Source organism: Lyngbya sp. CCAP 1446/10, assembly GCF_026130175.1.
GTDB lineage: Bacteria > Cyanobacteriota > Cyanobacteriia > Cyanobacteriales > Microcoleaceae > Microcoleus.
The window spans coordinates 44,185-66,979 of sequence record NZ_JAIGNI010000037.1 but is presented as its reverse complement, the minus strand read 5'-3'; the positions used below and the strand labels follow the sequence as shown (position 1 = coordinate 66,979).

The 22,795-nt window shown below is 44.7% G+C and carries 22 protein-coding genes; 12 read left to right on the top strand and 10 right to left on the bottom strand.

Going from position 1 to position 22,795, the window contains the following annotated elements; all coding sequences use genetic code 11:
• Positions 1-66: 66 nt before the first annotated feature.
• Entirely contained in the window at positions 67-993 is a 927-nt protein-coding gene (locus K4039_RS16710; protein ID WP_265236678.1) for a DUF6999 family protein, read from the bottom strand.
• Positions 993-2,861, bottom strand: a complete 1,869-nt coding sequence (locus K4039_RS16705; protein WP_265236677.1) for a 3-oxoacyl-[acyl-carrier-protein] synthase III C-terminal domain-containing protein — start codon at positions 2,859-2,861, stop codon at positions 993-995. Before K4039_RS16705 ends, K4039_RS16710 begins: the two co-directional genes overlap by 1 nt.
• 250 nt (positions 2,862-3,111) lie before the next feature.
• On the opposite strand from K4039_RS16705, the gene K4039_RS16700 reads away from it, so the two are divergent.
• Complete coding sequence (locus K4039_RS16700) at positions 3,112-4,128, top strand: hypothetical protein (protein WP_265236676.1); 1,017 nt, start codon at positions 3,112-3,114, stop codon at positions 4,126-4,128.
• Positions 4,129-4,423: 295 nt separating this feature from the next.
• On the opposite strand, the gene serS is transcribed toward K4039_RS16700, so the two are convergent.
• The 5 genes from serS to K4039_RS16675 all read right to left on the bottom strand — a co-directional run bounded on the left by serS (position 4,424) and on the right by K4039_RS16675 (position 11,504).
• A complete protein-coding gene (gene serS, locus K4039_RS16695; protein WP_265236674.1) occupies positions 4,424-5,704 on the bottom strand; it encodes a serine--tRNA ligase in 1,281 nt (426 codons plus the stop codon).
• 366 nt (positions 5,705-6,070) lie between these two features.
• Positions 6,071-7,702 carry an iron uptake porin gene (locus tag K4039_RS16690; RefSeq protein ID WP_265236673.1) on the bottom strand — a complete coding sequence of 544 codons (1,632 nt, stop codon included), beginning with the start codon at positions 7,700-7,702 and terminating at the stop codon, positions 6,071-6,073.
• A gap of 48 nt (positions 7,703-7,750) precedes the next feature.
• Entirely contained in the window at positions 7,751-8,755 is a 1,005-nt protein-coding gene (locus tag K4039_RS16685; RefSeq protein WP_265236672.1) for a ribose ABC transporter permease, read from the bottom strand.
• Entirely contained in the window at positions 8,752-10,296 is a 1,545-nt protein-coding gene (locus tag K4039_RS16680; RefSeq protein ID WP_265236671.1) for a sugar ABC transporter ATP-binding protein, read from the bottom strand. The genes K4039_RS16685 and K4039_RS16680 overlap by 4 nt, the downstream gene beginning before the upstream one ends.
• 161 nt (positions 10,297-10,457) lie before the next feature.
• A complete protein-coding gene (locus tag K4039_RS16675; RefSeq protein WP_265236670.1) occupies positions 10,458-11,504 on the bottom strand; it encodes an ABC transporter substrate-binding protein in 1,047 nt (348 codons plus the stop codon).
• A 617-nt stretch (positions 11,505-12,121) separates the two neighbouring features.
• On the opposite strand from K4039_RS16675, the gene K4039_RS16670 reads away from it, so the two are divergent.
• Both K4039_RS16670 and K4039_RS16665 read left to right on the top strand, forming a co-directional pair.
• Positions 12,122-13,261: a glycosyltransferase family 4 protein gene (locus K4039_RS16670; protein ID WP_265236667.1), complete on the top strand. Its 1,140-nt coding sequence runs from the start codon at positions 12,122-12,124 to the stop codon at positions 13,259-13,261.
• A gap of 118 nt (positions 13,262-13,379) precedes the next feature.
• Positions 13,380-13,760, top strand: coding sequence for a hypothetical protein (locus tag K4039_RS16665; protein WP_265236666.1), 381 nt, complete (start codon positions 13,380-13,382; stop codon positions 13,758-13,760).
• A gap of 362 nt (positions 13,761-14,122) precedes the next feature.
• Here the strand turns inward: K4039_RS16665 and K4039_RS16660 are convergent, their stop codons facing one another.
• Complete coding sequence (locus tag K4039_RS16660) at positions 14,123-14,371, bottom strand: chlororespiratory reduction protein 7 (protein WP_265236664.1); 249 nt, start codon at positions 14,369-14,371, stop codon at positions 14,123-14,125.
• A 287-nt stretch (positions 14,372-14,658) separates the two neighbouring features.
• Between K4039_RS16660 and sir the strand changes: the two genes are divergently transcribed.
• The 8 genes from sir to K4039_RS16620 all read left to right on the top strand — a co-directional run bounded on the left by sir (position 14,659) and on the right by K4039_RS16620 (position 20,954).
• Positions 14,659-16,650, top strand: coding sequence for a sulfite reductase, ferredoxin dependent (sir, locus tag K4039_RS16655; RefSeq protein WP_265236662.1), 1,992 nt, complete (start codon positions 14,659-14,661; stop codon positions 16,648-16,650).
• Positions 16,651-16,881: 231 nt separating this feature from the next.
• Positions 16,882-17,718 carry a 16S rRNA (uracil(1498)-N(3))-methyltransferase gene (locus K4039_RS16650; RefSeq protein ID WP_265236660.1) on the top strand — a complete coding sequence of 279 codons (837 nt, stop codon included), beginning with the start codon at positions 16,882-16,884 and terminating at the stop codon, positions 17,716-17,718.
• Between the two features lie 51 nt (positions 17,719-17,769).
• On the top strand, positions 17,770-18,000 hold the full coding sequence (locus K4039_RS16645) for a hypothetical protein (RefSeq protein WP_265236658.1): 231 nt from the start codon (positions 17,770-17,772) through the stop codon (positions 17,998-18,000).
• Positions 17,987-18,337, top strand: coding sequence for a type II toxin-antitoxin system PemK/MazF family toxin (locus K4039_RS16640; protein ID WP_265236656.1), 351 nt, complete (start codon positions 17,987-17,989; stop codon positions 18,335-18,337). The genes K4039_RS16645 and K4039_RS16640 overlap by 14 nt, the downstream gene beginning before the upstream one ends.
• Positions 18,338-18,488: 151 nt before the next feature.
• Positions 18,489-18,842 (top strand): lysozyme inhibitor LprI family protein, encoded by a 354-nt coding sequence (locus K4039_RS16635; protein WP_265236655.1) that lies wholly within the window; start codon positions 18,489-18,491, stop codon positions 18,840-18,842.
• A gap of 233 nt (positions 18,843-19,075) precedes the next feature.
• Positions 19,076-19,504 carry a lysozyme inhibitor LprI family protein gene (locus tag K4039_RS16630; RefSeq protein WP_265236654.1) on the top strand — a complete coding sequence of 143 codons (429 nt, stop codon included), beginning with the start codon at positions 19,076-19,078 and terminating at the stop codon, positions 19,502-19,504.
• A 224-nt stretch (positions 19,505-19,728) separates the two neighbouring features.
• Positions 19,729-20,175, top strand: a complete 447-nt coding sequence (locus K4039_RS16625) for a hypothetical protein (RefSeq protein WP_265236653.1) — start codon at positions 19,729-19,731, stop codon at positions 20,173-20,175.
• Positions 20,176-20,186: 11 nt separating this feature from the next.
• The gene (locus tag K4039_RS16620; RefSeq protein ID WP_265236652.1) at positions 20,187-20,954 is read left to right on the top strand and encodes a PPC domain-containing protein; all 768 of its coding nucleotides are present in this window, start codon (positions 20,187-20,189) and stop codon (positions 20,952-20,954) included.
• 18 nt (positions 20,955-20,972) lie between these two features.
• Here the strand turns inward: K4039_RS16620 and K4039_RS16615 are convergent, their stop codons facing one another.
• Together K4039_RS16615 and K4039_RS16610 are read right to left on the bottom strand one after the other, a co-directional pair.
• Entirely contained in the window at positions 20,973-21,197 is a 225-nt protein-coding gene (locus K4039_RS16615; RefSeq protein ID WP_265236650.1) for a YgiT-type zinc finger protein, read from the bottom strand.
• A complete protein-coding gene (locus K4039_RS16610) occupies positions 21,187-21,510 on the bottom strand; it encodes a DUF4258 domain-containing protein (protein ID WP_265236648.1) in 324 nt (107 codons plus the stop codon). Before K4039_RS16610 ends, K4039_RS16615 begins: the two co-directional genes overlap by 11 nt.
• Positions 21,511-21,618: 108 nt before the next feature.
• On the opposite strand from K4039_RS16610, the gene K4039_RS16605 reads away from it, so the two are divergent.
• The gene (locus tag K4039_RS16605; protein ID WP_265236647.1) at positions 21,619-22,776 is read left to right on the top strand and encodes a tetratricopeptide repeat protein; all 1,158 of its coding nucleotides are present in this window, start codon (positions 21,619-21,621) and stop codon (positions 22,774-22,776) included.
• Positions 22,777-22,795: the final 19 nt, after the last annotated feature.

Sequence of the window (22,795 nt, the reverse complement as noted above, 5' to 3'; positions counted from 1 at the left end):
CGCAAAAAGTTATTGGACGCGCTAATTATATTCGTAAGGTGCTTACGTTGCACCTACCTAAGCACCTTACTTTGAAACATTGCTCATCTCTTTTCGCAGTTCCAAGTACCGATAGAGATATTCCGAAATTATCCCGTGCAAAAACAAGTCGCGCGCTGCATTAAACGGACTGTTTGGCGCTAGCGGATGGCGGTTCACAATTACATGATTCCAATCGCAATTTTCCGTAATTTCGCTGACGTACACTCCGAAGTTTTCATCTAACTGAAGCGACATCACTGCTCGCGCAAATTCGTCGCTAGTCAAACACAGAGAATAAAATACTTTAAACAATTCGATCGCAGATTCTAAATCTAGAATCCTCAGCCACCTGCGTTTCTCAAAATCTATTGCAACTTCCACAGGTTGAATGCTATCATAATTAATTCCCCGTTTTTTGACAATCTGCAACCAGTTGGGATTTGTCAGCATTGCCTGGTTGTAGTCCCACACAAAGTTATACAGAATTAAGTCGTGTTCCAGAAACGCATTGTCAGCTAAATCGCTAACTGTGCGCGGATACAATTTTGACTTTTCAATCTGGGTATCCGGGCCGTTATCAATCAAGAAGTTGATAATGTTGGAACCCGCGCAGATGTGCCGCACAATTAAATAACAAGCTTCTGGCGAGACAAAGTTATTTAGGAAAAATGCTGCCGATTTGTGCATTAAAGTGTAAGCGCGAAATTGAAATGGCAACAGGCGCTTGGCGGTCATAATTACCGCCAGCAACAAGTTAGCAATTATTTTGATCGGGATGAGCAAGTAACTGCGAGTCCAGTTTTGTAAATCCCGCATCATGTATGCTTTGGCAACTAAATCGACGGGAATTGACCGATCGCAAAACAGGACATCCCAAACATTCGGATCTCGGCGGTTGTAAGGTTTCGTAGCATAAGGAATTTTTCGCTCATCCGGGAGATTTTCCGTATCTTGTTTTTGCAGCTTTTGCATTAGCGGATTTCCTCCAATTGCAGCAAATATAAACGAGCAGTAACGCGGGCAGTTTTGACAATGCGGCGGGCGATATCATCCGTCATCCATTCAGCATTAATCAAATTTTCTAATTTCGCTAAATGGGACTCATCATTCGCTCCGTGATAAGCTAAAAATGATACTTGTTCGTCTTGCAATCCGAGAGTTTCCTTAATTTCTTTTGCCCACTTTCCCGCCAACCGATTGCCCAATCCTTCGATAATAAACATACTACCAATTAAATCAACCGGATTTTCCCGCGATGCTTGCTGGAAGATAAAAGCTGATAGGGCTTCGCTGCCAATATTCTTATCATATTCGACGATTTTTGACAACTCGCCGCCGACAGAAACATAATTCCGTTCTAGCATTTGATAGTCGCGGTGTTCGTCTTGGGCGTGGCCGATAAAAGTCGATCGCAAACGGAAGTCAGTCATGTTAGAAGCAGCGCGCGCAATCCAGCGAGCACCCTCGACAACTTGCGGGCGGAGATTGCACAGCAATGCTTGATAGTCTTCTATTGTAAACTCTCCCCGGTACAATTTACGGACAATGGGAACGGAACGAATTTCGCGATCGAACTTCAGCCAAATCCAGGCTAACTCCCGCAATAAATAAGCTTGCGGAGAGTTGGGGTGTTCCGTTTTAACACTTTCGAGAGGCGAAGCTTCGGGAACATCAACGGATTTAGACATTTGAGAAATCATAGGTTTATTGCTGCTTTCCACAGCAGTTAACATCATGTAAGCTGTTGTAAATCGGCCGCTTTCCGGTACGAAACAAAATATTTTTTGTCCGGGCTGCAATTTGCCAGAATTGAACAATTCTTCTAACATTAAATAAATTGAAGCACAGCCTGTATTTCCCCTGGTGTACAAATTAGTAAACCATTTTTCTTCTGGAATCATACAGCCTGCTTGTTCCAGAAGTTCGACAATTTGTCCCCGGAAAAAGTGAGAGGAATAGTGGCACAGCAGCCAGTCGATTTCCTGCGGAAAAACTTTCCCTGCTTTAATCAATCTCAGCCAACCTTCAACACCTAATTGCATTACATTGTCGAGCAAGCGAATATTTTGCCGCAAGTCAAAAGCTCCGGCTGCGGCTGCATCGAGGTAGGAGGAATAATCTAACCAGCTTTTGGTTGCTGTTTCGTTTGCTAATCCTGAATACATACAAACTGGATAAGCGTTGGCGTGGGAAATCAATTCAATCCATTCTATTTTTAAGCTAATTCCTGTGCTGTTGGGATGGTTTTGCAACAAAAATGCTCCAGCACCGTCTGATAGCATCCAGCGCAGAAATTCTGTATCGAAAGGTAGGGGTTTTCCGGCTTGGACTGATGTTTCTGCTTCAAATTTGGTGTTTTTGAACAGGCGCGAGGGAAATTCGGAGGCTACGGCGATTGCTGTTTGTTTTTTGCCGAGTTCGAGTTGAGATGCGGCGTAATTTAAGGCAGTAATTCCGGCACAGCAAACTCCTTGAGTAGAAACTATTTCTAGGGGAGATAATTCGGAAAGTTCGCCGTGTACTGTGCTGGCAAATCCTGGTACTAATAAGTCTGGTAAAGTGGTGGCGCAGGCTAGTAAGTCGATCGCCGTTGGTTCCAAATTTGCCTGGGCGATCGCATCCCGGACGGCAAAGGCTGCCATTTGGCTGTTAGAATACAGTGTTTGCTGCTGTTTGTCGATCGCGTAATAGCGCTGTTTAATCCCGTTGCTGTTGAGAATGCGCTTTCTAACTCTCGAAGGGCGATCGGCAATTTTGCCCAAATACTCCTCCATCTCATCATTATTAATTGGTTTTCCGGGCAAAAATTTTCCAATCCGATTGATATAAGCGCTGTACATACCGTCAACCTCTAAAATTGCTAATTTAGTCGAGTTCGTTGCTTTATTAAATCCAGCCAGAAAACATCTAAAATTGATTGTGCTTTGTGAAGTCGTGAACTTGCAAGGAGCAACCAGCTATATTGTAGAGTCGCCGGCAATCAGGCAAGTTGAGCAATAGCGGCAACAAGTAACCTGAAGCGGCATGAAGTTTTTTGAAAAATTAAGCCAAAATATATAACTAGAGTTCCTTTCCTGCTTCCCGACTGAAATGGATATTGAAAAACTAGATGCTTGGTATTCTCAATCTCAACGCCGCGCCGCTGTTTCGCTGTTGATGAAACGAGTAGGCGTAACTCGCACTAGGGCTGAATGCTTTGTCAGGCTTTGGATTTACTTATCGGTGAAACAGCTTCAGGAAAGCCAGCCCCGCCTCAAACCGCCGCTGGCGAAACTGGAATTGCCAGCAACAGAAGTGCAGTGCACTCACCGGGAAGCCGCAGAACTATTTTACTCCGATTCCGATCGCGGGAGCGATCGCGCCGCCGGCATGATGTTAGACAAATTAGCAGCACTCGGATTGATCGCAAAACACTTTGACGGTAACGCCACAGCAATTGAAATTCAACCAGTTTCCGAAATTTTAGATACCCCGCAGCCCGAAAATCCAGTCAAACTCAAATTAGATGATTTTAACCCTCGATGCGACGCAATTCCCGTAGCAAATTTACTAGCAACTTATTATAACTGGATGAACCGCAGCACGAACGCAGTTCCCCAAAAGATTGCTAAAATTATTCGACTTTCGGCTGGTCAATATTCAAAAGGAATACGAGTTTTGCGTCGCTGCGACAATCTCAATCCAGTCGGGTTTTACTTACTTTATCCCACCGCTAGTGAATCGGAAGTTAATTTTTTTAGTGCTCCCAGCAAAAGCCTGCATTTAAGTTCTGTTTCTGAGATCGATCCTTTCAAAATGGCGCTACCAGGGGATGAAAATTGCCAGTCAGTATTTGTTCGCTGTTGGATCATCGATCCGAAATACTTGGAAGAATACCGGATTACTTTGATTGAGGATGCACAAAAAATTTTAGTAGAAATGCAGACAGATTTTCCTAATCTTTGCGACTTGTACACGCTAATTATTCACCCCAGTTATCAAAAAATGAGCTTTGCTTTGGGGTTTCAAAAGACTAGCAGTGATGCTCAGTTATCTGTTTATTGGATGTATTTAGCGTTGGATAGATTTTTGGCGCTGGATATCAAGGAAGCGCTCAAAAATTTGTGAGTCGGCGGTTGGGACATTTAAATTGTATATTTGGGGTGATGCTCAGAGCAACGCCCCACAAGAGATTCAAGAAAAATAGATAGACAAGATTGCATTTATTCACCAATTATCTTAAAATTGTATCTGCGTTTATCTGTGTTTATCTGCCTGACATCTGCGGTCAACCTATCAATCAAAGATATATGCAAGAAATCTATTTAAATTACACATCAAGAAATAATCAAATTCTTATGGGGTGGGCTTCTAGCCCGCCCCAAATAGGCAATTTAAATGCACAACCGCTTACAAACCTAGTTTACAAGACCTCGCGACCGAGATAAGATTGCAGCACTTCCGGCACTTTTATAGTTCCATCCGGCTGCTGGTAATTCTCCAAAATAGCTGCCATTGTCCGGCCGATAGCTAAACCAGAACCGTTAAGCGCGTGCACAAATTGAGTGCCTTTTTTCCCCGCTTCTTTAAAGCGAATGTTAGCCCGCCGCGCTTGAAAATCTGCGACGTTGGAACAACTCGAAATCTCGCGGTATTTGCCCGCAGAAGGCAGCCAAACCTCCAAATCGTAGGTTTTTGCCGCCGCGAAACCTAAGTCACCGGTACAAAGCTCGATCGCCCGATAAGGCAATTTCAGCGCCTGCAAAACTCCCTCAGCATCCTGCACAAGCTTTTCGTGCTCTGCCTCAGAGGTACTCGGATGCACAAGTTTCACCAATTCCACCTTATTAAATTGGTGCAACCGAATTAATCCCCGCGTATCCTTGCCGTAACTGCCAGCTTCTCGGCGAAAACAAGGAGTAAAAGAACAGTGATAAATCGGCAACTGTTCTGCTGTCAATATTTCACCTCGATACAAATTGACAACCGGAACTTCGGAAGTAGGAATTAACCACAAATCGTCTTGATCGCACTTAAAACTTTCTTCAGCAAATTTGGGCAATTGCCCGGTAGCTGTGAGGGATTCAGTGTTAACTAAAAGTGGGGGAATCACTTCTATATAACCAGCTTTGGTGTGGCGGTCAAGCATGAATTGAATAATCGCTCTTTCCAGGGCTGCACCGGCTCCAATTAAGGTGACAAATCGGGGCCCAGCAATTTTTACTGCCCGTTCAAAGTTGAGAATTCCTAATTTTTCGCCAATTTCCCAGTGCGGCAAAATATCGGGATTTTGGGGAATGTATTCGTCTCCCCAGCGCCGGATTTCGACGTTTTCTTCTTCATTTTTGCCCAAGGGCGTTGAGGAGCCCGGCAAGTTGGGAAGTGGCAGCAATAATGCTTCTATTTGAGCTTTTAAGTCTTTTTCCTCTGCTTGCAATTCGTTCGACTGCGTGCCGACTGCGTTGCCTTCTGCTTGCAAAGTCTGAATTTCGGGAGATTCGAGGGGTAAACCCGATTTTCTTTTTTGGCCGATGAGTTTGGCTATTTCGTTGCTGCGGGCTTGCAGTTGCGATCGCTTGTTTTCCAACTCCCGCTGCTGTTTGTCTAATTGCAAAATCGGCTCGATTTCATAGTTGCCTCCTCTAGTGTTGAGGCTTTCTTGCACGGCTTGCGGGTTTTCTCGGATTAATTTGAGGTCTAGCACAGATTTATTCTAAATCTTAAATTTTAGATCGGCTGGGACAGAACGAGATGATATAGAAGCTTTGTTAATCATTGGCATCTTGAATCATAATTTATTCTGACTTAAAATCTTCGTTGGGTGTCACCCATGAAGGGTGACACCCCACAAATGTATGTTATAGTTGCAAATATTAGTAGATGCACCCTGATAATTTTCTACCCCAGCCAGCGATGGCTGGGGTTTTTTGTTGTGGAGTGGACTTGAAGCCCTGGATGCACGATCGGTCTAAAAAACCCGGTTTATCGCGATTATCGTCTCAAACGAGGCAATTACGTTAATAAACTGGGTTTTTGCGTCCAGGACTATGTTACTAAAATATCTTTCCGGTTAAAAGTTAAAGCCAGTGCGGAGCAACCAAACCCATTGAGTGTCGTTGCGGCTGTCATTCTCAGGATTAACAACGGCCCAAACACCAGGGGTGATGGAAATGTTGTCGTTGACCTGAAAGCGATAGAACGCTTCAATATGATAGGAAGTATCTCGCTCGCGGCGCACATTACTGCTGGTCACGCGAGCTGGTAAACCCACTAAAATCCCGGGTAGGTTGCCTTCACCTCCCACATCTGGGAAACTTATCCCGATCGCCCCATACACAATATCAGCGCGATCGTCACCGTCAACATTTAGCAAAACCACACCACCTCTACCATCAGAAACGCTGCTAACACCGGAATTTTCGGCATTGGCGCGAGTATAAACGCCCCAACCGTGAACTTGCAACCGGGGAGCAAGGCGGTAGAATCCTTGTACGCCAACAGAATCGCTGGATGTAGCAATATTGTCCCCAAACGGTCGCGCAGCCAGAAAACTGCCCGTACCGCCTGTGAGATCAGCTTTACCGCTTGGTGCAAAGGTACGAGAATAGGCTACGCCAATGGCGCCGCGATCGCCCCGGTAGGCAAGCTGAACCAGAGCATTGTAGGAACCGTTGAATAAACCGTTACTTTGCTGCGAGAGATTGGGATTTCCGGCGACATAGCCTACAGTCAGGGTGAGGTTTTTGACGATCGTCCAGTTGACAGCCGCACCGCCACCTCCCCGGCGGTAAAGGGGATTGTATTGTCCGAACTTCGAGGGAATTCCCTCACTATCGCTGGCGATCGTTGGAGGAGTCAGCAAATCCGTAATATCGGGATACCCAACACCTGTCGGGCCAACGGTCAGCGCGAGATTAGATGTCAGCGGGGTCACATACAATACGTGAGGGACGGTGATTGTGTTATCGACATTGCCATCAAAGTTCAAGGCCGTCATATTTGTACCCGTATTGTCGGCAATCCTGCCCAAGTTGCCGAATTCCAAACGGGTTCTCAGCATATCGCGACCGGTGAAGCTGGTTTCAAAATTTAATCGCCCCCGGTTGGCAACAATAGTGTTGGTGCGATCGCGCGAATCCCCAACACTGTTACCGGAGGTATCTGTTACCACCACGATAATTTCCGCATTCAGCTTAGTTGTAGTCGAAAACTGATGCGCTTCTAGTTCGGCTGTGCGTGCATCGAGAGCATCGACTCGACCGCGCAACACCGATAATTCAGTTGCAAATTCTGCTTGCAGTTTTTGGACGATCGCTAAATCTTCTCTAGTAATCTGGTTGGTTGTTCCTGTGGCAATTAGTTCGCTGAGTCGATCGAGACAGCTATTCAATCCTGCTGCAAATTCGTACCGCGTCAGCGCACGGTTTCCTCTATAAGTGCCGTCGGGATAACCGGCAATGCAGCCGTAGCGTTCTACTAAAGATTGCAGCGCCTGAAACGCCCAGTCAGTAGGTTTTACATCCGAGAGTTGAGAGACAGAATTCACCTGCGCGAAGGGGTATTCTGCCAAGGTATTTAACGGTTCAGGAGCAACTAATCTATCAATTGGTGCAGCAAAACTTGGGGAGGATGTTAGTAGAAATACAGCAGGTGAACCCAGGAAAAAAGCAGTAATCAGGTGATAAAAATGCTGGATTTGCATAGGAAAAAGCTCCGCATCAGGAACCGAGACACCGAATTAGCAATACCTTTACGCTGCGCTTGAGCCTGTGCGAACCTTGTCAATCGTCACTGCGATAATTATCACCAAACCTTTGACAACTAACTGCCAGAAGAAAGACACATTCATGAGAGTTAGTCCATTGTTGAGCAGGGCAATAATTAAAGCCCCCAGCAAAGTACCCCAAATAGTGCCAATTCCACCTGTGAAACTCGTTCCTCCCAAAATTACAGCAGCGATCGCATCTAATTCGTAGCCCTGCCCCAACATCCCCGTCGCACTGTAGAGGCGCGAGGCGCTCATAATTCCACCTAAACCAGAAAGCAACCCACTCACACCATAGACAAATAACAGCACGCGACTCACCTTAATACCTGTCAATCGTGCTGCCCGAATGTTGCCTCCCACGGCATAAATATGCCTCCCTAGAACAGTCCGCCGCAAGACAAACCAACTCGCTAACACTGCGAGAAAAGCGATAATAACTAACCAGGGAATAGGGCCAACATAGCTGTTACCTATCCAAGCGAAAGTGAGATTTCTATTAATAACTGTAGTGCCGTTAGCTACTAAATAAGCAACTCCCCGCAAAGCAGTGTAAGAACCCAGGGTTACGATGAACGGAGGCAAACCTAAATAGGCAATTAGCGAGCCGTTAAGTAATCCTAAAAATACTCCGGCTATTAACGCAGCCGGTACGGCAAACCAACCGAGGCCTGGAACTAAAGAAACCAGCACCCCGACAACTGCCGTCACGCCCAAAATTGACCCGACTGAAAGGTCAATTCCGCCTGTCAAAATCACAAAAGTCATGCCGGTAGCTAGGACAATATTGATCGATGCTTGCCGGATGACATTGATCAAATTTCCTACTGAAAGAAAGTTGGGCGTTACCAAGGAAAAAATTATACAGATCCCAACCAAAATTGGTAAGATACCGGCAACCTGAATAAAATTTCTCCAAGCTTGAGCTTTACTTGCTTTCTGCCGATCGCTCCCTGAATTTCCGCTGGTTTTTGTTGGCATTTCACTCATGATTTTACTACCTCTTTTGCACCAGTGGCATAAGCCATAATGTTTTCTTGCGTAATCTTTTCCCCAGTCGTTCCGCCTACTTCACCGACGAGGCTTCCTGCTCGCATCACTAAGACGCGATCGCTCATTCCCACAATTTCCGGCAACTCGCTGGAAATCATCAAAATAGCCACACCTTTGGCTGCCAAATCGCTAATAATTCGATAAATTTCGCTTTTTGCGCCAATGTCCACACCCCGCGTCGGTTCATCTAGCAAAAGTACCTTTGGGTTGATAGCCAACCAACGCGCTAGCAGCAACTTCTGCTGATTTCCTCCAGAAAGATCCATTGCCCTGATGCTCGGACTTGCAAGGCGAATCTGCAAATTATCAATAGCATCATTGACAATTTTCAACAGAAAATTTGAGTTGATAATGCCAGCTTTTGCTTCTCGATCGAGGACATTCATGGTGATATTTTCCCCCGAAGTTGCCTCCAAAAATAGTCCGAGAGCCTTGCGATCTTCGGGCACGTAAGCAATTCCAGCGGCCATTGCTTCATTGGGTGTCGAGACATTAAGATGACGATTTTCGAGTTTTATTTCACCGCTTGTCTTTCGATCTGCACCAAAAATCAGGCGGGCAAGTTCTGTTCTGCCAGCGCCAACTAAACCCGCTAAACCCAGAATTTCGCCCGCATGAAGTTGAAAAGTAGCAGGCTTTACTTTGTGGCCGTCGCTTAAATTTGTTACGTCAAGAACAACAGCACCCGGTGTTATTTGATGCTTGTTTTCGTACAAATCCTGTAAAGAACGACCCACCATCATTTCCACCAAGCGATTGGCAGAAATTTCGTGCTTTTCAAGAGAGCCAATATACCCGCCATCTCGGATGACGCTCACGCGATCGGCAAGGGCATAAATCTCTTCCATCCGGTGGCTGATGTAAATAATAGCAATTCCCTCATTCCGCAAACGGCGAACCACTTCAAAAAGCTTATCTGTTTCGCGGTCTGAAAGCGCTGCCGTCGGCTCGTCCATTACTAAAATTCGGCTTTTATCTTTGAGCGCCCTAGCTATTTCCACTTGCTGCTGTTCGGCAATTGAAAGTGTGGAAACAAGGTCTCCAGCATCAAAACTTGCATCGAGGTTTTTTAATACCTCAGCGGCCCTACGTCGCATTTCATCTTGGTCTAAAAATGTACCTCCTTTCTTCAGTTCGCTGCCCATAAAAATGTTTTCAGCAACTGTCAGATTGGGGGCGAGATTGAGTTCTTGATAAATAATCGCTATCCCTAAATTTCTGGCTTGACCGGGGTCTGTCATCTTAACAGCTTGACCGTCAATTCTGATTTCGCCTGCATCAGCTATGTAGGCTCCCGCCAGAATTTTCATCAGCGTACTTTTGCCCGCACCGTTTTCCCCCATGAGGGCGTGGACTTCGCCTGGGTAAATGGTGATATTTACATCGTGCAAGGCTGTAAAACCGTGAAAGGTTTTTGTAATACCTTGCATTTCGAGGACTGGCTTAGTTTTAATTGAATCTTGAGTGCTATTTACCATCGTAAATACCTTAAGGAAATCTGCTTGACTATTAAACTTATATCCCCCTTCTTAAGAGGGGGAGAAGATGCTTTTCAAAGTCCCCATTCTTAAGGGGAATCTAGACTAGGGTAAAAACGGGATTCCTCCAAGGTTTTAGTCTTAACTTGACACGAAGAAGGTCACTCGCTTGTCCAGCCTTTATGTTGATTGACGTTTTCGCGAGTAATCAGCGCGACTGGAATCAGAATGTTTGGATTGGCTGGCTTTTTGCCTTTCCGAATGTCGTTGCCGACTTCAACTGCCTTGGCTGCCATGCGAAAGGGATCTTGAGCTGCTGTAGCCACAAATAAACTGTTGTTCTGCTTGAGCGCATCTAAAGCTTCAGGTGCACCATCAACTCCAACAATAAAGAATTCGCTCCTTTGTGCTTGTTTGGCTGCTAATTCTGCACCAATGGCACAGGGGTCATTAATTGCAAAAACAGCATCAATTTTTGGGAAGGAAGTAAGCAAATCGCTCATCACTCTTAACCCGCCATCGCGACTACCTTCTGCGTTCTGATCTTTGGAAAGAACCTTGAGATCGGGATATTTGGAGAGCACACTCTGGCAGCCCTGAACTCGCTCGACCACTGAAGCGACGGGAGGCCCGTTGATAATCACAACGCTGCCTTTTCCTTTCAAGCGATCGACTATATATTGACAGCTTACTTCGCCAGCTTGCACGTTATTTGAAGTAACTGTCGCATCAACGCCTCCCTCGGCGGCGGTATCAACTGCAATTATCGGAATTCCGGCTTGCTTGGCTTTTTCGACAGCGGGTGCAATGCCTTTGGTGTCCGCAGCATTAAGTATAATCATGCTGACATTAGAGGCAATAAAGTTTTCGATTTGATTAAATTGCTGATTTAAATCGTCGCCGCTGGAAACGAGAGTTGTCCTCACGTTTGCACCGCCGAGTTTCTTGGCTTCGGCCTCAGCGCCCTTGCCGACTTGTACGAAGAATGGATTACCGAGGTCGCGGACTGCTACAGCAACTGATGAAAGTTCAGAGTTGCTTGGTTGTGTGCCGTTTTGAGCGTTCCGGGAAGCTGCTGTGCAACTTGCCAGAGCGCTGCTGAGTAGACTAAAAAGACTGAGTGCGATCGTTACTCGTTTCACCTCAAACTCCAATGAAGGCTCGTTTGGAGAGAGTCGTTCGTAAATATGACGTTGCCAACCTAACATTAGCTTTTGTCAGGTTTCAGCTCGAATACCTAATGTTTTAGGTAACAGGATTTTCCCGGTACAGGATTGTACGATACCTTGTTTCTTTTGCGCTCGTAAAATTTTCTCGATCGGCTCGCTAGACTGCTTGTGCGAACAGAAGAAATACGAATATAAATCTCTGTCCTAGCTGCAAATAAAATCAACGATGCTTGAATGTATTAAATGCTTGATGAGCATACTTTTTTTCAATCTTCAAGAAAACTTTTAAGAGACAATTTTTGACAAAATATTTCACAACTTGCTTTTAAAACCCGAGCGAGTCATATTTAATTTAGTTCTCTATCTTGGTTTATCCTAACAGTTAAATAGGGGCTTAATATCTATCTTTGGATAGACAATACTTCTACCAAAAACTAAATATCCGATCCTCTATATCGGCACTGATAATAATAACCCGCATTCTGGTCTGATTCCGCTAACTCAATAATTCTTAAAGTTTGCTCGGTGTAGGAGATTGTAAAAATTCATTAAGTTTAGAGTCCATTAGGGTCGATTATAGTAGACTGTAATTGCCATTTTTTCGCAAACTCATTTTACAGAAATAATTGTCTGCGCCCTCAAGGCGTAAATCTGAGATGCGATCGACAAATTACCTATTCTGCTTCTTAGAAATATTTTCCAGCGAAGGCGGGATTCAATCCTACGTTCGAGACATCCTGAAAGCTTACGTGTCATTAACCGCAGCGGCAAACTCTCCGCCGCAAGCTCAAGTTTTGCTGTTGCGAGATTCTCCAGACTGCAAGAATCCTTACCAGTCAAAAAATATTAAATTTTATTACCTCAAAACCGATCGTCCTTGGTTGGGTCGTCTTAAGTTTGCTACAATATTGCTAAATTGCTTGGTGCAAAAACGACCGCAGCGAGTTTTTTGCGGTCACATCAACCTCGCACCGCTGATTCAAACTTTGTGCCGATCGCTGGGAATTCCCTATACAATTTTAACTTACGGCAAGGAAGTGTGGGAACCGCTGGCTCCGAAATATCAAACAGCAATGAGACAAGCGGACAGCATTTGGACAATTAGCAGGTACACGCGCGATCGCACTTGCCAAATTAACAACTTAAATCCAGAAAAATTCCCCATAGTGCCTTGTACGGTAGATGGGAATATATTTACAATCGGCCCAAAATCGCAACATTTATTAAAACAATATAATCTCATTAATGCTAAAATATTGATAACAGTGGCAAGATTGCGATCGCACGATAGTTACAAAGGAATCGATGTCACAATTCAAGCTTTGCCGGAAATTGCCAAAAGTTTTCCCAATGTGAAATACTTAGTTATTGGACGCGGGGACGATCGCCCTAGATTAGCAAAAATCGCCCAAGATTTGGGAGTTGCCGAAAAAGTAATATTTGCGGGTTTTGTACCGACAGCAGATTTAGCAGCACATTACCAGTTGGCGGATGCTTATGTAATGCCCTCCCAGGAAGGCTTCGGTATAGCTTATTTGGAAGCTTTAGCTTGCGGAGTACCGGTGCTGGCGGGGGACGCGGACGGTTCGGCAGATCCGCTGCAAGATGGTAAACTGGGATGGCGAGTTCCTCACCGAGATTCGGCAGCAGTAGCGGTTGCTTGTGTAGAAATTTTGCGAGGACAGGATCAAAGGTGCGATCGCGCGTGGTTGAGGGAACAAACCCTAGTAAGATTTAGTTTTCAATCCCTTTGTCAATCTTTACAAGGGATTTTTCAACCCTCTGACTCAGATTAACTTGTAACGTAGAGAGCGGTTTATGCGTGTACAATGGGAAGATTAAGTCGATCGACCGCCAAAATTTCTTAGTAGGATAGAGTCAAGCCTACCTGCAAAGACACCCAAGGAGACCACCGTGAACCAAGGCACCCCCAAAATATCTTTAAATTTACCGCGTATTAGCAATTGGCTGATACTGCTGGGCATCGCGTGTTTGTTGGTGTCAATTGGTTTGGGCTGGGTAGTTAAATCATTTTTGATTGTAGTAGGTTTGTTGCTGCTGACACCTGTGGTGGGATTTTTCGTGCTTCAGTGGTGGTTGAAACGCAATTTAATTGAAGACAAGTGTCCAGTTTGTCAATACGAATTCACAGCTTTAAATCAAACTCAGTTTCAGTGTGCTAATTGTGGCGAACCTTTGAAAATAGAGGAAGGTCATTTTAGCCGCTTGACGCCGCCCGGTACGATCGACGTTACCGCCGTTGAAGTATCATCGGTACAACAATTAGAAGATTAATCATTGGGAATTGGGAATTGGGCATTGGGCATTGGGCATTGGGCATTGGGCATTGGGCATCGGGCATGAGTTAATTGTTGGTTATTATTTGTTATTTGTCACTTGTTAAGCTGTCGCGCATTTAAATTACATATTCGGTACGGCGTCGAATCCCATACCACTCATTGTTTGATTGATTTTTGACACACAATTTAAATGTAGAACAGCTTATTTGTTATTTGTTATTTGTCACTTGTTATTTGTTATTTGTTACTTGTTACTTGTTATTTGTTTTAATAACCAATTGTCCATGCCCAATTCCCGATGCCCTATGCCCTATGCCCGATGCCCGATGCCCTATGCCCTATGCCCCATGCCAAAAATTACTTTTCTAGACGGACTGCGTACCACTGCAAAAACTTTCCAGGCCCGACATCTAATTCACAATAAGTATCAATTAAATACTTAGCTTGAGCTTCCACCGAAGGAAATTTTAGCACATCGGCTGGCAAATCTTCGTGTTCCTGAGCTAAGACCGCTTTCAGCTTTTCTAATAGTTCCGCCGCAGTCAAAAAATGCTCCGGCTGGTTGGTTTCTAACACCACAAAGGTGTCTTCGTCATACAGTGACATAGTTTCAGTGTTTGAGGTTAATTATTTCTAAAGTTTCGTACACTTAAGCGATCGAAAGTATAAACTCTTAATTACAATTTTCTTGCCCCGGCTCGATCGTGTTACAATTGAACAACATCAGAATTCCTACCGGATTACCGTTATTAACTTAGTTGTTAACCGAGTTCTCAACAGATCCGAGCAAGCATTTCTGCGAATGTTTCTCAATTACAAGTTGGTCGAGCGTCAAATTCTCAAGAAATATTCGATCGACCTTTATCTAATTATAACTGGCACTATACATTCCCATGATCACATCTACCACTTCAACCCCTGCGGCGCGCAAGCCCTCTAAATCAGAAGGTCTCAAAGAACGCAGCAACTACTTGCGAGAACCCGTTGCGACTGAACTGTTACAAGAAACAACCCACTTCACCGAAGACGGGATTCAGATTCTCAAATTTCACGGCTCGTACCAGCAAGACAATCGCGACAATCGAGTTAAAGGACAAGAAAAAGACTATCAGTTCATGCTCCGCACCCGCAATCCCGGCGGGTTCGTTCCGCCGCAGCTATTCTTGGCTTTAGACAAGCTATCGGAAGAATACGGCAACCACACGCTCCGCGTCACAACCCGCCAAGGTTTCCAACTTCACGGCGTGCTGAAAAAAAATCTTAAAGCAGTGTTTTCCTCCATTATTAAAAATATGGGGTCAACCTTGGGAGCTTGCGGCGACTTGAACCGCAACGTCATGGCACCGCCTGCACCGTACAAAAATCGCCCAGAATACGAGTATGCGCTCAAATATGCCAACAATGTCGCCGATTTGCTAACACCGCAAACCGGTGCTTATTACGAAATTTGGCTCGACGGCGAAAAAGCTGTTTCGGCTGAGGAAGACCCCGCAGTCAAGGCCGCCAGACAGCAAAACGGTAACGGCACAATCTTTAGCGACGACAAGGAAGAGCCGATTTACGGCGAGCATTATATGCCGCGTAAGTTCAAGTGTTCTGTTACTGTGCCGGGAGACAATTCGGTTGACTTGTACTCTCAGGATTTGAGCTTGGTGGTAATTACCGACAAAGCTGGGAATCTGCAAGGTTTTGATGTGTTTGCCGGCGGCGGTTTGGGCCGCACTCACAATAAAGAAGAGACTTTTGCTCGCGTTGCTGATGAGATTTGCTATGTTGCCAAGGATGATGTTTACAATTTGGTCAAGGCAATTGTAGCAACACAAAGAGATTTTGGCGATCGCACAGACAGACGGCACGCGCGACTGAAGTACCTGATTAATGACAAAGGTGTCAAGTGGTTCCAAGAAAAAGTCGCAGAATATTTTGGCAAACCGCTAGAAGCGTTTAAACCTCTGCCTGAGTGGAAGTATTTGGACTTCTTGGGCTGGCACGAACAAGGCGACGGCAAGCTGTTTGTCGGCATTTCCGTAGAAAATGGCCGGATTAAGGATGAAGGCTCGTTTCAGCTAAAAACGGCTTTGCGGGAAATCGTGCAGAAGTACAATGTGCCGATGCTGGTAACGCCGCACCAAAATGTGCTGATTTACGATATTTCACCGGATGTCAAATCAGAAATTCAGGGCATACTCGATCGATGTGGCATTCAGCGGGAAACTGCGATCGACCCTTTAGTGCGTTATTCTATGGCTTGTCCGGCATTCCCAACCTGCGGGCTGGCGATTACCGAGTCCGAGCGCGTGATTCCGGCAATTTTAGAGCGAATTCGGGCGAGTTTGACCAAAGTTGGTTTAGAAGATGAGCATTTTGTGGTGCGGATGACTGGTTGCCCCAATGGATGCGCCCGCCCTTATATGGCAGAATTGGGGTTTGTCGGGAGTTCGCCGGAATCCTACCAGATTTGGCTGGGCGGTTCTCCCTCGCAAACGCGGCTGGCAAAACCGATTGAGGAAAAGCTGCACATCAATAATTTTGAAGCTTTTCTGGAGCCGATTTTTGTTTATTTCAAGCAAAAACGGCAAAAGAGTGAGAGTTTTGGCGATTTTTGCGATCGCGTTGGGTTAGAATCTATCCGTCAATTTGTAACCAATCACCAATCTACTGACTCGATGACAACTGAGATTAATGATTTAGCTGTTACGTCTAGTAACGACGATGAAAACGAGACTCCCACTGCTGGCGGTGGCAAAGTCCGCCGTCGAATTAGTGTCCGCGATGAAATCTACAACGAGCTCAAGGAAGAAGCAGCCCGTCAGGGCAAGCCAATCACGCAGTTAGCTACAGAGGCAATTTCCACTTATTTGAAGAAGATTAAGGAGGAAGCATAAGCCGATTCTCGATTTTCGATCGCATCAGATAAACCTCACACAAAATTAATATAAAGGCAAAGCATTTGCAGAAAAAATTAGATTTTCAACATAAATCTGGTTGTAAATGCTTTGCCTTTAAACTTGCAAAAAAAAAACGATCCCTTCTCCAGCTCTCTTCCTCTGCGTTCTCTGCGCTCTCTGCGGTTAAAGAAAAAAAATCTAATAGAAAAACGAACAATCCAAAATTAAATGCCCCAACTACAAAGATTAGCAGTTAATGCAGATCAAATTTGCGATCGCACAATCAACTTAACCCCCGAACAACAGCATTATTTATGCCGAGTGTTGCGACTGAATCAGGGCGATCGATTTATTGCAATGGACGGACGGGGACATTGGTGGTCAGCAGCCCTAGAAGCACGGGAAACCGGGTTATTTGCCTCGATAGCAGAGGAGATTGCTGTAAACATGGAGCTACCAGTGGAAGTAACTTTGCTTGCCGCTTTGCCCAAAGGAAACGGCTTTGACGAGGTTGTGAGACAGGCGACGGAGTTGGGTGTGGCGAGTATTGTGCCGATGACGAGCGATCGTACTTTGCTCAAACCTAGTGCTCAAAAGGTCGATCGCTGGAGAAGGATTGCTGCGGAGGCGGCGGAACAGTCGGAACGTCAAATTGTACCAGCGGTTTATGAACCTGTTTCCTTTGATTTAGCTGTCAAAGATTGCAGTCAAAAACATCGATTTATTTGTCTTGCTCGCGGCGACAATCGGCATTTGTGGGATTGTTTGAGCGGTTTGGAACCCCCCCAGCCCCCCTTGCTAAGGGGGGAGCAAGAACCGGAGGAACCCCCCCAGCCCCCCTTGCTAAGGGGGGAGCAAGAACTGGAATCGATCGCGATTGCGGTTGGCCCGGAGGGCGGCTGGACTGATGGAGAAGTGGAAAGGGCGATCGAATGTGGCTTTGAACCTGTTTCTTTGGGTAGTAGAATCCTGAGAGCAGTAACAGCACCGATGGTGGCTTTATCGTTAGTAGGAGCAGCTTTTGAAAAGTGGCAATCCTCAACAAATATTTCCCTGAAGTGCTAGATATCGTAAACGAAGCTAAAATGTCAATGATTCATTAGGAATAAAACTAAAATGTTAAAATCAGTAAAGGGTATATATCGAGATGGCAAAGTTGTGTTATTGGAAACTCCGGGTGACTTAACAGAAGGGAAAGTTATCGTTACTTTTCTGGCAGAATCAGGATTGGTAGAGCTACAATCTCGCGGTATCGATCGGGAAAAAGCAGCAGATTTAAGGATCAGGTTGAGCAGATTTGCAGAGGATTGGGAACGACCGGAAATGGATGCTTATGATGCTTTATAGGCGTGGTGATGTAGTGCTAGTTCTGTTTCCAAATGCTGATTTACGTACAGCAAAACGCCGTCCTGTTTTGATAGTTCAATCAGACAATTTGAGGTCTGGTTTAGGGCAAACTATTACAGCAATGATTACTAGCAATTTAGCCCGTGCAGGACATCCAAGCCGAGTTTTAGTTTCCCTAGAAACACCGGAAGGTAAGCAAACACGATTGTTGGCTGACTCGGTAATCATGACAGACAATCTGGTGACGCTTCTAGAAGTTGAAATCGATCGCAAAATTGGTATTTGGTCAAATATGGCCGCAGTAGATGCAGCGCTCAAGCATACTTTAGCAATCTGATAAACAGGGCGATCGCTCGCAAAATCTAAAAACAATCTTTAAATTCATTGAATCAAATCAGTCTTGTGTTATTAAAATTCGTAAAATAGGTTGACGGCTAATGAAAATAAATTTACGGAAAAGCCGATCGCTCTTTTGGTCGATCTCACTTGTGACAGTTTTAGCTACAACATCAGTTTTTGCACAATCTGGGCGCTCTGTGATTGCTCAACAGATTAATTGCGATCGCCCGCAAGGAGACGTGGAAGTCAGAGCTTGTATTAGGTTTAGGTACGAAACCTCGGACAAGAGGCTGAATGAGGTTTACAAGCAACTGGTTGCTAAATTGAGTGGCGAAGAGCGATCGATTCTTGCGGAAGCACAATTAGGGTGGATTAAGTTGCGCGACAATAACTGCGAATTTGAAACCTATAGAAGTCGTGGCGGTACTGGCCATTCCGGTTTCCTTAATGAATGTTTGGATCGGATGACAAAAGCGCGCACTGCGGAATTGGAAAAGTATTGAAACCGGTTTGATTTGCTTTAAGTGCGATCGATCTCAATTCCCCCCTATTCGTATCCAGCCAGATTTGGCAACTTTATGTAAAGTTTTGTAAGAAACTCGATTTTTCGCACAAATAGAGCGGAAAGAGGCTGAAAGAGAGAGATATATCTATACAGCCTTTTGAGTATTGCTGTTGCGGTTTACCAAGGCTGCATTTGCAACAACAAGAAAACTTATAACACAGAGGAAAATTTATGAAAGGGCGATCGATTTTTAATGCAGTCGTAGGCTTAGCTATTGTTGGATTTACGTCTTCGCCAGTGTTTGCAGAGTCAAAAAGGGCGATCGAAGTCACACCAACTCTGATAGCTCAACAACACTATATTTGCGAAAACGCCACAACTAACATAGAGATTAACAGGTGTCTGCGCTTAAGGTACAACGCCTCGGACAAACGACTGAACCAGGTTTACAAACAACTGATGTCTAAATTAAGTCGCCAAGAGCGATCGACACTGATCAAAATACAGCGACAATGGATTAAGTCACGGGATCAAGACTGCAATCTTGAAGTTTCAATCAATCGAGGTGGTACTGGTTATAGCGGTTTTCTCAATCAATGTTTAGAAAGAAAAACCACACAACGCACCGCTGAATTACAAAATCGTTTAAAAAAGAGATAAAACAGGAAGTACACCGTGTAAAAGTTGGTGTTTCTGGCGATGTTTGACGAAGACAAAACTTAGACAGAAGCTGATGTAGGGTGCGCAGTGCGCACCTTCCCCCTTCAATTAGCGCATCAAACCAATTTTTATGTTAGTCCTGCGATCGTTTGAACGCTGACGAATCAACTTGATTTTGTGTTATAAAAGAGCGATCGCCCAAAATAACTAAAAAAATCATAAAAATGCGATCGCACATCCTACTCAGCACCAACCTAGCAATCTTCAATATTTGCTGTTTACCCATTTTAGCCCAGCCAGCGCAGACACTCCAAAACCTACCAGACGGCAAATATTTTTACGGAGAAGTACCAGAAGCCAACCGCCTAGCAACTCAATACATAATTTTCGAGAAAACTGGTGAAACTTTCACAGCCTTTGAATACCGCAGCAATACGAGCGACAATAGCTGTTTAAAAGGTACAATTAGTCAGAATACCTTTAATATTCAAACCATAGCATCTCCTCCCGACCGAGGTTACGATCGCCTTAAATGGCAATACTCCTCCGGGAAACCCGCCGATTTCAGTAAATGGCACCAACTCAACATCAGCCAACTACCTGATTTTGGCGAAAAAAGACTCGCAGAATGTATCCGCGTATTCACTACAATTCCTGACCAAAAGAAATAGAAGCAAGTATTATGAAAACTCTCCCCTTTACCATCACCCTCATTTCAGCATCATTTATAACCGCCATCACACCAGCGATTTTCGCCCAAGCGCAGCCAGCCACCGAAATCTACATCGATAAAAATTGTCGCCGTAACCAACAACTACCCCAACTTGAAAGATACACTATCTTCTTCAGAAACGAATTTACAACTAACGGTCAAAAATATTTATTCTACAGCGCCCGCTATCAAGATGGAGGCGTGATTCTATGTGTATCAAAACCCAATTTTAACCAACCAAAATCTTTAAATCAACCCAAAATACAAGCCAATTTTATTGATAAAATAGTCCCAGATACCAAAAATAAAACTGCTTTTATCATCACAGTCAGAGAAGGAAATGGTTTGGATACACCCATGACAAATTATGGCTTAGATTTCAGTAATGTCGATCGACCAAAACTCACCTCCCTTTCCCTCCTACAGCAACGCGGAACCCTCAAAGACGGCGACCCCAGCCTTCCCAACGGCAGCTTTTACCGCGAACACAGCTTCCAAGGACGTGCAAATCAATCCATCACCATCGACCTCAAAAGCAGATCATTCGAGCACTTCATCACACTCATCGCACCCAGCGGCAATAAAATTGTAGACATCAAAGCTGTTCGCGTCAATAACAGAGAATCCCAAATCACCGTAAAATTGCCTAGTAACGGCACTTACAAAATAATTGTTCAAGGACTCGATCGCACCAGCAAAGGTACTTACACATTAAGCGTTAATTCCAACCAACTTTAACTAAACTTTAACCAACCGCTAAGCAAACTCAAAAACAGGTGTTTCAATCACCCTAGTCGGCTTTCTATCTTCCCAAATCATCTTCTGCAACTGTTCCACAGTCTCAGGCGAAAAAAAACGCTCTCCCGTTTCCAAACACACTCTAGCAGGAACATTTTCAATAATAATAAACTTACCATTGATTTCAAGCGTGTAAGTTACCTTTTGTTCCACCATTGTTTCTTTCCAAATATCATTGTTCATTTTGATTTATCCTTAACTTAAAATCAAGCCAAATTTTCGGATCTGGTTCGTATAAAGTAATGATTTTTACCAAAGGGCGAGATGGATAACTGCACTGAACGTGCAAAGGTCTATTGGCAATGGTGAAGCCGAAAATCAAACAGCTTGGGCCATATTTGTCATCGGGATACTCTTCGATAACTTCACCAGTCATTATTGCTTCCCGGAGTTCTTGTACCCTGATACCGCGAACTATGCTTTGGTTTACTGCGTGTTGTGAAAGCTCAAAATCATTTTTTACAATTTTGACACGTATTTTTTCAATGATTGTCATAGTTTCATATCATATCTATAACTTAACACAAGAGTCAAAATTGTTAACCACTGGCCAAAGCAACCAAACATCAGCCAAGATAGAAACACACCCATTCCCCCAACCGCCATGACAGATATCCACCAAATAGCCACCGCCCTAGAAAGCCAAGACTACAAACAAGCAGCCCAACTCATCAAACAACTGCAAAAAGAATCCCCCGAAAATCCCTGGGTACAATACTACATCGGCCGCTACTACGAACTCACCAATAACCTCGAAAAAGCCCAAACAACCTACAAACAAATACTCCGCGACATCACCAACCCCAAAATCGTTTCCCAGGCGCGCCAAGGGATTCAACGGATAGAAACCATAGAACAAAACCTCCGCCAACAAGCCATAGAAACCGCCAAAAACGACCCCAGCAACCTCGAACCCGGACTCCTAATCCTCGAAGCCGTCAGCCCCGAAAACAAACCCGCCGCTACACAAAATATCAGCAGAATCTTCAAAATTGACGCCTACACAACCCGGACGCAAATTCAAAGCCGCGGCTGGAGACTCTACAAAACTGGCCGCATCGCCGAACTCCGAATTTACGGCAAAGAACTCATCAACGCCGGAATTCCCGTATTTTGGGCAACCCTAGCCGACATTCAAAAAATCCAAATCTTCCGAGTGCAACATTTCCAGTCTCTCTCTTCCCCAGCCGTTGTTTGCAAAGACAACCTAAATAGACTCGGTTCTATAGAATTTCACTGGTCAGAAGTCAGCCAAAGAGTAGAAGGCTTGTTGCCGATGTTCATGGAAATCATGGACTACTCGCCCAACCGCAGAACCGATCAATTTCGCCACAAAGAAATTACCCAAGATTACGCTCAAATCTGCGACTTGCACATTCCCAGCCGCAACTGCATTCTGCGAATTTGCGACCAAAGCTACGAATTTCAACAAGGCGTTGACTTCACCCAAATTTCAGCAACTAGCGCAGTTTCACCGAACCCGAAAAACAAAACATCCAGAGTCAAAAAATCCCCACAAATACCTCAAAGTACCACCAGAATTAACTGGAATCACTTGCTGGAAATATTTGACCAACAGCTTGACGTTACAGTGTGGTCGGAATTTACTTTATTTGCCGAGACAGTCCTCGATTACACGCAGATGTTAAGCAAAATCGTATCTCATGTAGAGGTCGAGCGCAAATCCGAAACTCCTTGGGACTCTGCGTTCCAGCTATACAGTGGATTAGCCTTTCTCAAAAACCTAGGAAATAGGGAATAAAAAAAGAGTTAAAAATTCA

Bases quoted from the DNA above. Each gene is read 5' to 3' on its own strand.
- K4039_RS16710 (WP_265236678.1), bottom strand. From the start codon at position 993: ATGCAAAAGCTGCAAAAACAAGATACGGAAAATCTCCCGGATGAGCGA.
- K4039_RS16705 (WP_265236677.1), bottom strand. From the start codon at position 2,861: ATGTACAGCGCTTATATCAATCGGATTGGAAAATTTTTGCCCGGAAAA.
- K4039_RS16700 (WP_265236676.1), top strand. From the start codon at position 3,112: ATGGATATTGAAAAACTAGATGCTTGGTATTCTCAATCTCAACGCCGC.
- K4039_RS16690 (WP_265236673.1), bottom strand. From the start codon at position 7,702: ATGCAAATCCAGCATTTTTATCACCTGATTACTGCTTTTTTCCTGGGT.
- K4039_RS16685 (WP_265236672.1), bottom strand. From the start codon at position 8,755: ATGAGTGAAATGCCAACAAAAACCAGCGGAAATTCAGGGAGCGATCGG.
- K4039_RS16680 (WP_265236671.1), bottom strand. From the start codon at position 10,296: ATGGTAAATAGCACTCAAGATTCAATTAAAACTAAGCCAGTCCTCGAA.
- K4039_RS16675 (WP_265236670.1), bottom strand. From the start codon at position 11,504: ATGTTAGGTTGGCAACGTCATATTTACGAACGACTCTCTCCAAACGAG.
- K4039_RS16670 (WP_265236667.1), top strand. From the start codon at position 12,122: ATGCGATCGACAAATTACCTATTCTGCTTCTTAGAAATATTTTCCAGC.
- K4039_RS16660 (WP_265236664.1), bottom strand. From the start codon at position 14,371: ATGTCACTGTATGACGAAGACACCTTTGTGGTGTTAGAAACCAACCAG.
- sir (WP_265236662.1), top strand. From the start codon at position 14,659: ATGATCACATCTACCACTTCAACCCCTGCGGCGCGCAAGCCCTCTAAA.
- K4039_RS16650 (WP_265236660.1), top strand. From the start codon at position 16,882: ATGCCCCAACTACAAAGATTAGCAGTTAATGCAGATCAAATTTGCGAT.
- K4039_RS16645 (WP_265236658.1), top strand. From the start codon at position 17,770: ATGTTAAAATCAGTAAAGGGTATATATCGAGATGGCAAAGTTGTGTTA.
- K4039_RS16640 (WP_265236656.1), top strand. From the start codon at position 17,987: ATGATGCTTTATAGGCGTGGTGATGTAGTGCTAGTTCTGTTTCCAAAT.
- K4039_RS16630 (WP_265236654.1), top strand. From the start codon at position 19,076: ATGAAAGGGCGATCGATTTTTAATGCAGTCGTAGGCTTAGCTATTGTT.
- K4039_RS16625 (WP_265236653.1), top strand. From the start codon at position 19,729: ATGCGATCGCACATCCTACTCAGCACCAACCTAGCAATCTTCAATATT.
- K4039_RS16620 (WP_265236652.1), top strand. From the start codon at position 20,187: ATGAAAACTCTCCCCTTTACCATCACCCTCATTTCAGCATCATTTATA.
- K4039_RS16615 (WP_265236650.1), bottom strand. From the start codon at position 21,197: ATGAACAATGATATTTGGAAAGAAACAATGGTGGAACAAAAGGTAACT.
- K4039_RS16610 (WP_265236648.1), bottom strand. From the start codon at position 21,510: ATGACAATCATTGAAAAAATACGTGTCAAAATTGTAAAAAATGATTTT.
- K4039_RS16605 (WP_265236647.1), top strand. From the start codon at position 21,619: ATGACAGATATCCACCAAATAGCCACCGCCCTAGAAAGCCAAGACTAC.